The organism is Bradyrhizobium sp. SZCCHNS3002 (assembly GCF_032377435.1).
Classification (GTDB): Bacteria; Pseudomonadota; Alphaproteobacteria; order Rhizobiales; family Xanthobacteraceae; genus Bradyrhizobium.
Genome location: NZ_JAUHHY010000018.1, coordinates 103,793 through 117,517 on the forward strand (window position 1 = coordinate 103,793; position 13,725 = coordinate 117,517).

Genomic DNA, 13,725 nt, shown 5'->3' on the forward strand with positions numbered 1-13,725 from the left:
ATCGCAGCCGGCTTTGCAACGCCGTCGGCGCCTGCAAGGACATCGGGGGTATTCTCGCGTTAGTCTTAACCAACCGATAAGCCTCTGCCGGATGGCTGCACCTCCGCCGGGGATCGCGACCGAAGCCAGGCACGAGGTGGAGACGCTCGCCATCCCGCCCGGCCGGTGGGCACGCTGCCGCCTGCGGCGGCTGCTTTGCCCACCCCTACCGCTGGATCCGGAACGTCAGCGACCGACGAAGCCGCGGCGCGCCAACCCTGCGAGGGCCCCGCGCAGGCGGGCGCGGCCGGTGATGACGCCGCAAGAGGAGCTGAACAGGCGGACGACCAACTGGCGCCGCTGCGCCTCGGTCGGGTGCATGCGGAGATGCATCGCCGTCCTGGAAACAGCGCTCACCGAGGCCTCGATCCATCCGAGGCCATCGAGATGCACAGGCAGCAGCGCCCCCGGCCGCATCGTTGCGCGGCCGCGCGACCGGGCCACGCGTGCCGACGACAGAGACAGCGCCTCGATCTTGCACGGCACGACCTCGCCGTTCTGCGCCAGCCAGCCCGCCTCGTCGCTCGGAAACAGGTCCTCGCCGCGCGGCAGCTCGAAGCAGACGAGAAACGCGATGAAGGCGATCAGCATCGCGATGCCGGCCCATAACAGATTGAAGTAGTCGATCGACGAGATCTCGCTGGCTGCATTCGGCGACACGAACGCCCAGACGATGGCCGCCGCCGAGCTCGCGGCGATCGCGCCGAAAATCGCGGCGAGCTTGCCGTGGACGCGCGGCTTGGAGCGGTCGCCGCCCTTGTCGGTCACCTTGAAGGGGCGGCCGAACGGCCGGACCAGCGCGCTGAGCAAGGTGGCAGTGACGGCAAAGCAGGTCACTGCATGGGTCGCTTCCATGAACAGCGGCAGGGTCTTGGAACGCGAGATCCAGCCCATGTAGATGATCGTCCCGAGCAGCGCCGGCACGCCGTAGCGCAGGAACGACAGATAGTCGGCCTCGAACGCCGGCAGCCCGGCGAACCAGTAGATCGGCGGCGCGATCAGAAGCAGCACCATGAACGGCTTGCAGGCCCAGTTGAGCACGCCATGCAGGAAGTGCCAGCGCTGGGTGAAGCTGTAGCCGCGGCTGCGCAGCGGGCCATCGCGCAAGAGCGCGACCTGGATCGTGCCGAGGCACCAGCGGGCGCGCTGGGTGATGTATTCGGGCACGCCTTCCGCCGAGAGGCCGAAGCTGAGCGGCTCGTTCAGCCAGACCGTGCGATGGCCGCGCTTGAGCAGCGTGTAGGTGAGGTTGAGATCCTCGGAGATCGCCGCATGCGGGAAGCCGCCGATCTCCATCAGCCGCTCGCGGCGGACGACGAAGGAGGTGCCGACACAGAACGCGCAGCCCCAGGCATCCTTGGCCGGCTGGAACACGTCGAAGAAGAAGCGCTGGTCGTCGACCCAATGGCCTGATGACAGCAGATTGTGCTGGATCGGATCGGGGTTGTAGTAGAATTGCGGCGTCTGCACGACGGCGATATCGGGCTCGGACAGCAGCAGGCCGACCGTGCGCTGGAGAAAGTCACGGCGCGGGGCGAAGTCGGCATCGAGCACCAGGATCACCGGCGCGTTCGACAGCTGCGCCGTCGCCGCAAGCGCGTTGTTGAGATTGCCGGCCTTGGCGCCCTTGTTGTCGGGCCGCGTCAGATGGCGCGCGCCGACCTCGTCGCAGAACGCGCGGAGCCGATCACGCCGGGTGTCGTCGAGCACCCAGACGGTCTTGTTGGGATGGTCGAGCGCGAGCGCGGCCAGGATCGAGCGCTCGACAATCTCCATGGGCTCGTCATAGGTGCAGATGAAGACGTCCACGGCCGGCTGCTCGCCCCGTGCCGCCAGCGCGCGCTGCGCGGCGTCGGCCTGTCCCGAGCGGTCGACGCTGCGGGTCAGAATCAGGATCGACATCAGCGTGTAGGAGATCGCCACGATCTCGAGCGTGATGAACAGCCGCGGCCACAGCGCCTGCAGGGTCAGGTCGAACACCGGCAGCGTGTCGTGCCAGCGCCATAGCGTGTAGATCAGGAGGAACGACGCTGCGGTAGCGCCGAACAGCAGGCGGTCGCGCCGGCGCGTCGGATCGAGCAGGCGAGCCATCACGAGGAGCCCGAGCAGGACTCCGAGATCGGTGGTCAACACCGAGGCGTCATTGCTGGGGAGCGGAAACATCAGGGCACCCTTGCGCCAGTGAAAGGATTCCAGCCGGTCTCGGCGAGCACGGCCCAGGCAGTGGCACCGAGATGCGGACGCTTGTAGTAGAAGAAGTCCTGGATGGTGGTCGCGCCCGTCGGATCGATCGACAGCCCCGTGGTAAGGCGCGCGTTGCGCGTCGCGTTCAGCAGTCCCGTTGCCGTGCGGTCGGCACGCAATCCTGCAAGCAGCCGCTGGCTGGCGGCGTCCCCGACCATGCGATAGGCCAGCGCCGCCTGCGCGGTGCCCTCGACCCAGACGCCGTCGCGATCGCCGTTGAAGTCGAAGCCGCCGTCGACGGCGAGATGAGTTTCGGCAAAGCGCAGCGCCCTGCGCCAGTCGGGCGCATCCGTCACCGCCATCCACGGCCAGAGCTGGACGTCGAGCGCGAGCAGATTGCCGTCGGCGAGGTGGCCGTCGGGCTTGGTGCCGAGCAGGAAGTGATCGCCGCGGAACGTGCGATCGAGCAGCCGGCGCGCCGCCTGCGCGGCATCCTGATAGCGCGGCTCCGATGTGATACGAGAGAGCCAGGAGGCCACGGCGTAGACATCGGCATTGTGCTCGGTCGACATCCAGCTGAGGCGCACCTGCTGCGGATCGTAACCGTGATAACCGCCGCTGAAGCCGTCCGCGCCGTTCGTTGCGTGGGCCATGATCCAGTCCATCAGGCGCCGCGCGCCGGACAAGTAGTCCTCCTCACCGGTCGCCTGATGCAGCGTCAGCAGCGCCAACGCTGCCCAGGCAACGTTGCCGGTCGCGGTGCCGTCCTGCGCGGCGTCCTCGCCCCAGATCTTCTTGTGGTCGTCCCACCAGCCCGGCAGCAGCGCCGCGCCGGGGCCGACAGGACCGGCGCGATAGGCGTTGCGCAGGCGGCCATCGCCGAAGCTGCGATCATGAGCGCCGGCATGCACCAGCGCGTTGCCGATCACGCGGCCCTCGTCGACGCGACCGCATGCGACCAGCGCGATGGCGGCCAGGGCGTTATCATAGGTGAACGCCGTCGTCGAAAGGCCGAGCGGCAGCCCCTCCTCGTCGGCACCCGGCTCGTAGCTGCGGATGAACGCCGCGTCACGGCCGGCGAGGCCAGGCTCGACGGCCTGCATCAGTCCCGCACAGAGCGACGACGTCTCGGCGCGCATCGGCGATGCGCCGCTGAGCAGAGCGATCACCGCCATCGCCATGGAGAGAAGCCTCATTGTGCCGAGACCGCGCGCGCTGTCGGCAGCCACTGCTCGTCGAAGACCGGCTGCTGCGCCGGGTGCGACCGCAAGGCGGAGTCGAGCTTGCTGACGCCGGCACGGCGCGTCGCTTCGTCCGGCTCAGACGGGTCCAGATCGGTCAGCGACGCAACGAGGTGGCCGAGCCGGCGCCATGTCACCGACATCGACGGCACGATGCCATTGTCGCGCGTCACGGTGACCCACTGCCCCACCGTGCAGGCCGGCGTCGCCGCGGAGGTCGGCTGCGCTGCCGGCTTTTCGTCTGCGGCGTCAGGCGTGATCATGACGTAGAGCTCGCGCCGCTCGGTCTGCGGAAATGGCACGGCAAAGCGCTCGTCGACCTTGTCGCTCGTCTTCGGCAGCACGGCGCTGACGATGCCGCTATGGAAGCCGCCGCCATCGATGCGCACCTTGGTGCCCGGCTTCATCGCTTCGCCCTGGCGATAGGAGAAGATCGCGACCACGAAGCGCTTGTCACAATCGACCACCGAGGCGATCGTATCGCCGGCGCTGACGTGGCGTCCGGTGTCGGCGCCCACCGCCAGCACCTTGCCGGGACCGGGCGAGAGCACGTCCGCGGCAGCGAGCCGCGCCAGCCGCGCGCGCTCGGACTTGATCAGGCCCTCGAGATCCTCGAGCACGGCGGCCTGCTGCTTCTCCTCGATCTCCATCCGCCTTGCATCGAGATCGATGTCACGGCGCTTCTGACTGAGCATGTTCAGCGCGACCAGATCCTCGCCGACATAGACGCCGGCGTCGAGCGCCTCCAGCTGCGCCAGCTTCTGGTTCAGCTTGGCAGTCTGCGCATCGGTGTCGTGCAGCGCCGCCGCATATTGCTGCTCGGTCGGCTTCAGCATCTCGACGCTGGCGGCATCGCGCGCGACCATGCGGTTCTGGCGGTCGACGATGGCCTTCTTCTCGCTGCTCTGCGCGTTCGACTGCGCGACGCGGGCCCGCAGCTCCTCGATCTGGGACTGCAACTGCGCCTTCAACTGACCGGCCTGGCTCGCGATCTCCTGATCGAGCGAGCTGACATAAGCGACGTCAGACTGATGCTTGGCGCGTGTGGCATCGAGCTTCTGACGCGCGTCGCCCGCCTTTTCTTCCAGCGAGATGAGCGTGGTGCGGTCGAGCCGCGGATTGGTGATCTCTGCGAGGCGGTCGCCGGACCGAACCTCGCCACCCGGCTTGGCCGTGAGCGAATCGACCTGGCCCGCGATCGGGGACGTCAGCAGCATCACCGGCGCATCGACCACGGCGCGATCGGACTGGTCGGCCACGATCGGCGGCACCACCGCGGTCAGCATCAACGCCGAAAGGATGCCGGCCACACCGAGCGCCGACACCCTGAGGATCACGGGATGGCGCGGCGGCTGGGTTGCGGTCTTTGGAGCGGCGGGACGTTGCGCGGGGGCTGGCTTGAAACCGTCATCGAAGCGATCGGTCATCGGGTCTCTTTCGGTTTGGGGTGACACGCCCCGAAAGACGCTTCCTCAGCTGATCCGGAGTTCCAGGCTCCGGTCTCGATGGCTCAACCCAAAACCGGATCGCGGGCACATCGTTTCACGCCGCGCCCGATCTCCGCGCTCCCCTCCGGTCACGTTATGTTGCACTGCGATGGCGCGGTTTCCGCTTGCGGGCCGCACTCAATCCTCATTCGCCTTGAAGCGCCCGAGTCCCTTCAAGATGAACGGCGCGATCAACGCAATCAGCGCGACGACCAGAAGGGTTGCAGAGATCGGCGACTGCAGCAGGGTCATGGGATCCCCGAGGCTGATCGCGAGCGCCCGCCGCAACTGGCTCTCGGCGATCGGCCCGAGGATCAGCCCGACCACGACCGGCGCAATCGGGAAATCGAACCGGCGCATCAGGAATCCGAGCACGCCGAAGCCGGCCAGCATCGACAGTTCCACGACCGACGGTTTTGCCGCGATCGTGCCCATGGTCGCGAACACGAGGATGCCAGCATAGAGCCAGGGTGTCGGGATCGCGAGCAGCTTCACCCACAGCCCGACCAGCGGCAGGTTGAGCACGAGCAGCATCGTGTTGGCGATGAACAGGCTCGCGATCAGGCCCCAGACCAGATCGGGCCGCTCGGCAAACAGCAGCGGTCCCGGATTGAGGCCATATTGCTGGAAGCCGGCGAGCATCATCGCGGCGGTCGCCGAGGTGGGCAGGCCGAGGGTCAGCAGCGGCACCAAGGTGCCCGCGGCAGAGGCGTTGTTGGCGGCCTCAGGGCCGGCGACGCCTTCGATCGCGCCCTTGCCGAACTGATCGGGATATTTGGTCAGCCGCCGCTCGGCCGAATAGGACAGGAAGGTTGGAATCTCGGCGCCGCCCGCCGGCAGCGCGCCGATCGGAAAGCCGAACAGCGTGCCGCGCAGCCACGGCTTCCACGACCGCTTCCAGTCCTCGCGCGTCATCCACAGCGAGCCCTTGATGGCCTCGATCTTCTCCTCGCTATGGTGACGGCGCGAGGCGACGTAGAGCGCCTCGCCGACTGCGAACAGGCCGACCGCCAACGTCGTCACCTCGACACCGTCGAGCAGTTCCGGCACGCCGAAGGCGAGCCGCGCCTGCCCCGTCAGCTTGTCGATGCCGATGAGACCGAGCGTCAGCCCGATGAACAGGCTGGTGAGGCCACGGATCGGTGAATCGCCGAAGGTCGCGGACACCGTGACGAAGGCGACGCACATCAGCGCGAAGTAGTCCTCCGGACCGAAGCGCACGGCGATGTCGACGAGGTAAGGCGACAGGAAGGCGAGACCGATGGTGGCGATGGTGCCGGCGACGAAGGAGCCGATCGCCGAGGTCGCCAGCGCCGGGCCGCCGCGGCCGGACTTGGCCATCTTGTTGCCCTCGAGCGCAGTCGCCATCGAGGCGCTCTCGCCGGGCGTGTTGATCAGAATCGCGGTGGTCGATCCGCCATACATGCCGCCATAATAGATGCCGGCGAACATGATCAGCGAACCGCCGGGATCGAGCTTGTAGGTGACCGGCAGCAGCAGGGCGACCGTGAGCGCCGGCCCGATGCCCGGCAGCACCCCGACGGCGGTGCCGAGGAACACGCCGACCAGCGCATAGAGCAGGTTCATGGGCTGGACGGCGATCGCCATCCCATGCGCGAGCGCGGCAAAGGTGTCCATCAGAGCAGTCTTTCGAGCGGACCGGCGGGAAGGCTCAGGGTGAGGAGACGGTCGAAGGCGAGATAGATCACGGTCGTCAGCACGGCGCCGATGACGAGATCGGTGACGAAGGCGCGCCGGCCGAACGCGGCCGACGTCGTCACGAACAGCGTCGTCGTCGCCAGGATGAAGCCGCCACCGAAGCCGATGATCGCGATCAAGAGCGCAAGGCCGGCGAGGATCAGCAGCACCGCGACCGGATCGGAGCTCTCGCGCGGCGGCAGCTTGCCTCTCACGGCATCGATCAGATTGGCCAGTGCAAGAATGCCGAGCCCGATCGCGATCACGACCGGCATGACCTGCGGGCCCATGCCGTACATCGTGGTCGCCGGGATCTGATTGGCGTCGTAGACCAGCACGAGCGCAACGGCCGCGAGCAGCGCCGCAATGACGATGCCGGCCTTGTCGACGCCTCCCGAGGCGGGTGTCTCGGCGCCGGCGCGCTCCGTCGTCATGACTTGACGAGGCCGACCGACTTCAACACGTCGGTGACACGGACGTTCTCCTTTTTCAGGAAGTCGGCGAACGCATCCCCCGGAAGATAGGCGTCGTCCCAGCCCTTCTGCTTCAGGATCTCCTTCCAGGCATCCGACTTCACCATCTTCTCGACGGCGTCGCTGAGCACCTTCTTCTGCTCCGGCGTGATGCCGGGCGGCGCGACCACCGAGCGCCAATTCGCGAGCACGAGGTCGATGCCCTGCTCCTTGAAGGTCGGGATGTCGACCCCGGGAATGCGCTTCTCCGAGGACACGCCGATCGCGCGCAGCTTGCCGCTCTTGATCTGCCCGTCATACTCCGACAGGCCGGAAATGCCCGCCGTGACCTTGCCGCCGAGGATCGCCGCCAGCGACTCGCCGCCGCCCGAGAACGGGATGTAGTTGACCTTCTTGGCGTCGGCGCCGACGGCGCCGGCGAACAGCGCCGCCATCACGTGATCGACGCCGCCGGCCGAGCCGCCGGCGAAGGTGACCTTGGCGATATCGGCCTTCAGCGCCGCGGCGAGGTCCTGCGCCGTCTTGATCGGCGAGTTGGCCGGCACGACGATGACCTGGATCTCCTCGGTCAGCCGCGCGATCGGCGTCACCTGCTCCAGCGTCACCGGCGACTTGTTCATGGCGAGCGCGCCGACCATCACGAAGCCGTTCACCATCAGCTGGTTGCCGTCGCCCTTGGCGCCGGTGACGAACTGCGCGATGCCGACGGTGCCGCCGGCGCCGGCGACGTTGGTCACCTGGACGCTGCGCGCCACGCCCGACGCCACGAAGGCCTGCTGCATGGCCCGCGCGGTCTGGTCCCAGCCGCCGCCGGGCGCGGCCGGCGCCATCACCTTCAGCTCCAATTGCTGGGCAGAGACCGGTGCACCGGCCAGGAATGTCAACGCAACAGCTGCGCCGGACAGGCGCGCACAGAATGACTTCAAGGACCCCTCCACGGCCGCCCCGGCGGCTCACGTTTCTCTATCCGCGTCTCAACCCCGATCATGCGGCACCAAGACGCGCACGGCTGCACGATCGACTGCGCACGGACCGGTCAGATCAGCTCTTGGATTCTCGAGACACAGCAAAAGCTTACAGGCCCAAAGGGGGCATTCAAGGCGCTACCCTGCGACAGGATGGCGCACCCCCTTTACGCGAGGCACTTTGCCGCTCAGTGGCCTGGAGGGCTCAGCCGCAAGTCCAGACCATTCCCACCGGCGTCCGCGTCCAGCACGGGCCGAAGCTGCCGCCATTGTAATGGCCGCGATAGAAGCCGGGCTGGCCGAAATAATGCCACTCGCCGTTGTAGAGCATGTATTTCGGGGTGCCGTCGATGTACCAGTGGCGGCGGCTGCCGCGCGGCGGGCCGTTGCGCATCGCTTCCTTGTCCGCGTACAGCGGGAGGCTGTTGTTCGGCGGCTGCTTATAGCCCGGCAGGAAGCCATAGCCCTGCCAGCGATGAGCCTTGCGCTTGTGCGACGGAGCGGCCGTCGCAAGCGCGGGCACCAGCAGCAGAAGCATCACAATCGAGACGATGAAACGACGTGACATACGGGGGCCCGGGATTGCGGTGTTGGCGATCTTGAGCTTGATCACGCGATACGACAACGGCCGTTCCGTGATGAATTGTTTCAGCGATGCCGCCGGTGCTTGCCGCGCGGCGGCGGTGCCGGCGGCGCGTAGAATGGATTGAGGTCGCACATCGCCGCGCGGCCGGACGCCGTGGCGCGGCATTGCGGCAGCGACGTGTAGCTGCAGTCGATCCACTCGCCACCGCCAAACCGGCCGCCTTCATAGACCTTCATGCACACGGGATAGCGCGGATCGTAGGCCTGGGCATGAGCCGGCGCCGATATGGCCGAGCCCACCATCAAAGCGACCGCGACAGCGCTGCAGGTCAGGACACGCATTCGGGGACCTCCGGAAGGGGTCTCGTCGGCCCAAGCCGATTCCCGAGACCGTGTTGCATCTGCTCTGTATCGCCGGCGCGGGCCGCTCGCAATGACGCCATTACAACAGGTCGGCCTGCTCTCCGCCGCGGAAACCCATCGCCAGCACGTAGCGCTCCGACGAATCCTGCCGGCTCGCGGCCGGCTTGACGTGGCGGACGCTGGCGTAATCGCGCTTGAGCTGCGCCATCAAGTCGGCATCGGCGCCGCTCTGGAACGTCTTGGCGAGAAAGCTGCCGCCCGGCTTGAGCACCTCGCTGGCGAAATGCGCGGCAAGTTCGACGAGACCGACGATGCGCAGCTGGTCGGTCTTGCGATGGCCGGTGGTGTTGGCCGCCATGTCCGACATCACCACGTCGGCACGCCCGCCGAGCATGGCGCGGAGCTTTTCCGGCGCATCGTGGGCATGGAAGTCGAGCTGGGTGAAGGTGACGCCGGGGATCTCGCCCATCTCCAGCAGATCGATCGCGATCACCTTGCCCTTCCCGGCTTCGGCCCCGACCCGACGCGCCGCGATCTGGCTCCAGCCACCGGGCGCGGCGCCGAGATCGACCACCGTCATGCCGGGCTTCAGCAAATGATACTTGTCGTCGATCTCGAGCAGCTTGTAGGCCGCGCGCGAGCGGTAGCCGTCGCGCTTGGCCTTCATGACATAAGGATCGTTGAGCTGGCGCTCCAGCCAGAGTTTCGAGGACAGCTTGCGCTTGCCCCCGGTCTTGACCTGCACATGCATGCGGCCAGTGGTGTCTTTTGCCATCTTGATCTCTGAGGTCATTCCGGGACCGCCCGTCAGGCGGGACCCGGAATCCAGAAGTTGCGGAGCGAGATTCCGGGTTCGCGCCAAACGAAAGCAGCTTCGCTGCTTTCGTCCGACCGCACCGGAATGACGTCGTCAATTCTTGCTACGCCGTCCTGAGCGCGCCGTCCTCGCGCATCATCTCGACCAGCATGCCCTCGCGCAGGCCGCGATCGGCGACGCGCAGCCGCGGCAGCGGAAACGCCAGGCGAATCGCGTCGAGAATGGCGCAGCCCGCGAGCACGAGGTCGGCGCGGTCGATGCTGATGCAGTTGTTCTCGGCGCGCTCCTGGTAGCTCATCGCCAGCAGTTTTGCGATCGTCGTCGTGATGTCGGCATCGTTGATCCAGATGCCGTCGACCCGGCGCCGATCGTAGCGCGCGAGGTTCAGATGAATGCCGCCGAGCGTCGTCACGGTGCCGGAGGTGCCGAGCAGATGCATGCCGGAGAGGTCGCCGCCATTCTCGGCCGCGAACGGCCCGACATGCTCGGCCACGGCCTCGACCATGGCGGCATAGATCTCCGGTGTCACGTCGCGACCGCCGAAGCGTTCGGCCAAGGTCACGACGCCGAGCGGGATCGACATCCAGGCCTTGATGCGCGGCTCGGCGTTGCGGTCGGCCGGATCGCGCTCGATCCTGACCAGCTCGCTGGAGCCGCCGCCGATATCGAACAGGATGGCCCCGCGCCCGCCCGGATCGAGCAGCGGCGCGCAGCCCTTGACGGCCAGCGTCGCCTCGGTCTCACGGTCGATCACCTCGAGCTCGATGCCGGTCTCGGCCACCACCCGGCTGCGGAACCCGTCGGCATTGGTGGCGGCGCGGCAGGCCTCGGTCGCGATCAGGCGCAGGCGGCTGGCCTTCTTGGATTGGATCTTGTCCCGGCAGATGCTGAGGGCGGCGATGGCCCGATCCATCGCCGCATCGCTGATACAGCCGGTGGTCGAGATGCCCTCGCCCAGCCGGACGATGCGCGAGAACGAGTCGACCACGCGGAAGCTGTCGCCCGAAGGACAGGCGATCAGGAGCCGGCAATTGTTGGTTCCGAGGTCCAGGGCCGCGTAGACGCTGCTGCCATTGCTGGCGCAGGAAGGCGTCGCGACGTCCAGACCCGGACGCAAGCCGGGCTCCAGGTTCCCGCGCGGCGTGGGACTCTCCCGCAGCCGCGTGTCATTGATCATTCAAATGTCTTTCCGCTGGCCGGACCGGCCCAGATGGAAGTTCTCTTTCCCTAGACATTATCAGTGGATAGCGCCGGCGCAACAGCCCCTCCGTCAGGCGTGATGCACCATTCCTAATCAACCGTTGTCCGGCCGCGGGCGCTGCACTATCTGGGAACAGCCCGCATTTGCGACCAATCCAGCCCGTTGGGTCCTCATTCATGCAAGATCACACCTCCCCGGCCTCCCTCGAAAACGCGATCGCGCTGCAGAAATTCGGCGTCGGGCAGCCGGTCCGGCGCAAGGAGGACGACACGCTGGTGCGCGGCCACGGCAAATATACCGACGATTTCAACCTGCCCGGCCAGGCCCATGCCTGGATCGTGCGCTCCAGCCATGCCCACGGCATCATCAAGGGCATTGATACCGCGGCCGCAAAGGCGATGCCCGGCGTGCTCGGGGTGTGGACCGGCGCCGACCTCGCGGCGGCCGCCTATGGCCCATTCACCTGCGGCCTGCCGCTGAAGGGCCGGGACGGCTCACCGCTGCTGCAGACCAATCGCCCGGCGCTGGTGACCGACAAGGTGCGCTTCGTCGGCGACCCCGTCGCCTTCGTCGTGGCGGAAACCGCCGCGCAGGCCCGCGATGCGGCCGAGGCGGTCGAGCTCGATATCGAGCCCCTGCCCGCGGTCACCAATGCCGAGGAAGCCGCCAGGCCCGGCGCGCCGCTTCTCTACGACCACATCCCGAACAACGTCGCCCTCGACTACCACTATGGCGACACCGCCAAGATCGAGGAGGCCTTCGCCAAGGCGGCGCACGTCACCAAGCTCGACATCGTCAACACCCGCGTCGCCGTGGTGTCGATGGAGCCGCGCGTTGCGCTGGCGGCCTTCGACGGCAAGACCGAGCGCTTCACCTTGCAAGTGCCGACCCAGGGCGTCTCCGGCAACAAGGCAACGCTCGCCAAGATCCTCAACGTCGCGCCGGACAAGGTCCGCATCCTCACCACCAATGTCGGCGGCTCCTTCGGGATGAAGAACGTCTCCTATCCCGAATATGTCTGCATCCTGCATGCGGCCAAGGCGCTGGGCCGTCCGGTGAAGTGGCGCGACGAGCGTACCACCGCCTTCCTGTCCGACAGCCAGGGCCGCGACCAGATCATCCATGGCGAGCTGGCGCTCGACGCCGACGGCAAGTTCCTCGCTGTCAGGCTGTCCGGCTACGGCAATCTCGGCGCCTACATCATGGGCGTGGCGCCGCTGCCGCTGTCGCTCAACACCGGCAAGAACCTCGCCAGCGTCTACAAGACGCCGCTGCTCGGCGTCGACATCAAGACGGTGCTGACCAACGTCACCCTGATGGGCGCCTATCGCGGCGCCGGCCGGCCCGAGGCGAACTACTTCATGGAGCGGCTGATCGATACCGCCGCGCGCGAGATGGGCATCGACCGCCTCACCATCCGCAAGCGCAACTTCATCAAGCCGAGCCAGATGCCGTTCCCGGCGGCGTCCGGAGTCACCTATGATTCCGGCGACTTCGCCGCGGTGTTCGAGAAGGCGCTGGAGGTCTCGGACTACGCCGGCTTTGCCAGGCGCAAGCGCGAGAGCCGCAAGAACGGCAAGCTGCGCGGCATCGCGGTCGGCTCGTATCTCGAGGTGACCGCGCCGCCGTCGGGCGAGCTCGGCAAGATCACCTTCGACGCCGATGGCGGCGTGACGCTGACCACCGGCACGCTCGATTACGGCCAGGGTCACGCGACCCCGTTCTCGCAGGTGCTGTCGGCGCAGCTCGGCGTGCCCTTCGAGAAGATCCGGCTGGAGCAGAGCGATTCCGACCTCGTTCGCTTCGGCAACGGCACCGGCGGCTCGCGCTCGATCACCGCGACCGGCCAGGCGATCGTCGAGTCCTCGCAGCTCGTCATCGCCAAGGGCAAGCAGGCGGCGGCGCATCTGCTCGAGGCCTCGGAAGCCGATATCGAGTTCGCGGGCGGCCAGTTCACCATCGCCGGCACCGACCGCAGCATCGATATCATGGAGCTGGCGCGGCGCATGCGCGAGGGCAAGATGCCCGAGGGCGTGCCGGCCTCGCTCGACGTCGACCACAATTCGACCGTGACCGAGTCGACGTTCCCGAACGGCTGCCATGTCTGCGAGGTCGAGATCGAGCCCGACACCGGCGTCGCGCAGATCGTCGCCTACACCGCGATCAACGACTTCGGCACGGTGATCAACCCGATGATCGTCGCCGGCCAGCTCCATGGCGGCGTCGCGCAGGGCATCGGCCAGGCGCTGATGGAGCACCTGCGCTACGACGAGAGCGGCCAGCCGATCACGGGATCGCTGATGGACTACGCGCTGCCGCGCGCCTCCGACGTGCCGATGATGACGGTCGACAACCATCCGGTGCCGGCGAAGTCCAACCCGTTGGGCACCAAGGGCTGCGGCGAAGCCGGCTGCGCCGGCTCGATGGCATCCGTGATCAACGCGGTGATCGACGCACTGTCCGACTACGGCGTGAAGCATCTCGATATGCCGCTGACCACCGAGAAGCTCTGGCGCGCAATCCAGGACGGCAAGGCGAGGACCGCGGCGTAGAACCGTCGTCTTCGGCGCATCGCCGTCGCTTTTGCCTGATCAAGCCCGGCCCGAACGGCCGGGCTTTCGTTTGCGCAGATGGCAGAGGATCCGTTCGCACGGCGACGTTGCCGCGCGCCG

General features: G+C 67.3%; 11 protein-coding genes. 1 reads left to right on the top strand and 10 read right to left on the bottom strand.

Features of this window, described 5'->3' with window-relative positions; all coding sequences use genetic code 11:
* Nucleotides 1-225 precede the first annotated feature (225 nt).
* The 10 genes from QW845_RS29590 to QW845_RS29635 form a co-directional block, all read right to left on the bottom strand.
* Nucleotides 226-2,202, bottom strand: a complete 1,977-nt coding sequence (locus QW845_RS29590; RefSeq protein ID WP_315805041.1) for a cellulose synthase catalytic subunit — start codon at nt 2,200-2,202, stop codon at nt 226-228.
* Nucleotides 2,202-3,419 (bottom strand): hypothetical protein, encoded by a 1,218-nt coding sequence (locus QW845_RS29595; protein ID WP_315805042.1) that lies wholly within the window; start codon nt 3,417-3,419, stop codon nt 2,202-2,204. Before QW845_RS29595 ends, QW845_RS29590 begins: the two co-directional genes overlap by 1 nt.
* Entirely contained in the window at nt 3,416-4,891 is a 1,476-nt protein-coding gene (locus tag QW845_RS29600) for an HlyD family secretion protein (protein WP_315805043.1), read from the bottom strand. Before QW845_RS29600 ends, QW845_RS29595 begins: the two co-directional genes overlap by 4 nt.
* A 198-nt stretch (nt 4,892-5,089) precedes the next feature.
* Nucleotides 5,090-6,589 carry a tripartite tricarboxylate transporter permease gene (locus QW845_RS29605; protein ID WP_315805044.1) on the bottom strand — a complete coding sequence of 500 codons (1,500 nt, stop codon included), beginning with the start codon at nt 6,587-6,589 and terminating at the stop codon, nt 5,090-5,092.
* Nucleotides 6,589-7,083 (bottom strand): tripartite tricarboxylate transporter TctB family protein, encoded by a 495-nt coding sequence (locus QW845_RS29610; protein WP_315805045.1) that lies wholly within the window; start codon nt 7,081-7,083, stop codon nt 6,589-6,591. The genes QW845_RS29605 and QW845_RS29610 overlap by 1 nt, the downstream gene beginning before the upstream one ends.
* Nucleotides 7,080-8,048 carry a Bug family tripartite tricarboxylate transporter substrate binding protein gene (locus QW845_RS29615; protein WP_315805046.1) on the bottom strand — a complete coding sequence of 323 codons (969 nt, stop codon included), beginning with the start codon at nt 8,046-8,048 and terminating at the stop codon, nt 7,080-7,082. The genes QW845_RS29610 and QW845_RS29615 overlap by 4 nt, the downstream gene beginning before the upstream one ends.
* A 244-nt stretch (nt 8,049-8,292) precedes the next feature.
* Entirely contained in the window at nt 8,293-8,655 is a 363-nt protein-coding gene (locus tag QW845_RS29620; RefSeq protein WP_315805068.1) for a hypothetical protein, read from the bottom strand.
* Between the two features lie 80 nt (nt 8,656-8,735).
* Complete coding sequence (locus QW845_RS29625; protein WP_315805047.1) at nt 8,736-9,014, bottom strand: DUF3551 domain-containing protein; 279 nt, start codon at nt 9,012-9,014, stop codon at nt 8,736-8,738.
* Nucleotides 9,015-9,114: 100 nt separating this feature from the next.
* The gene (locus QW845_RS29630; protein WP_315805048.1) at nt 9,115-9,810 is read right to left on the bottom strand and encodes an RlmE family RNA methyltransferase; all 696 of its coding nucleotides are present in this window, start codon (nt 9,808-9,810) and stop codon (nt 9,115-9,117) included.
* A gap of 145 nt (nt 9,811-9,955) precedes the next feature.
* The gene (locus QW845_RS29635; RefSeq protein WP_315805049.1) at nt 9,956-11,029 is read right to left on the bottom strand and encodes a Ppx/GppA phosphatase family protein; all 1,074 of its coding nucleotides are present in this window, start codon (nt 11,027-11,029) and stop codon (nt 9,956-9,958) included.
* A gap of 200 nt (nt 11,030-11,229) precedes the next feature.
* On the opposite strand from QW845_RS29635, the gene QW845_RS29640 reads away from it, so the two are divergent.
* Nucleotides 11,230-13,605: a xanthine dehydrogenase family protein molybdopterin-binding subunit gene (locus tag QW845_RS29640; protein WP_315805050.1), complete on the top strand. Its 2,376-nt coding sequence runs from the start codon at nt 11,230-11,232 to the stop codon at nt 13,603-13,605.
* Nucleotides 13,606-13,725 lie beyond the last annotated feature (120 nt).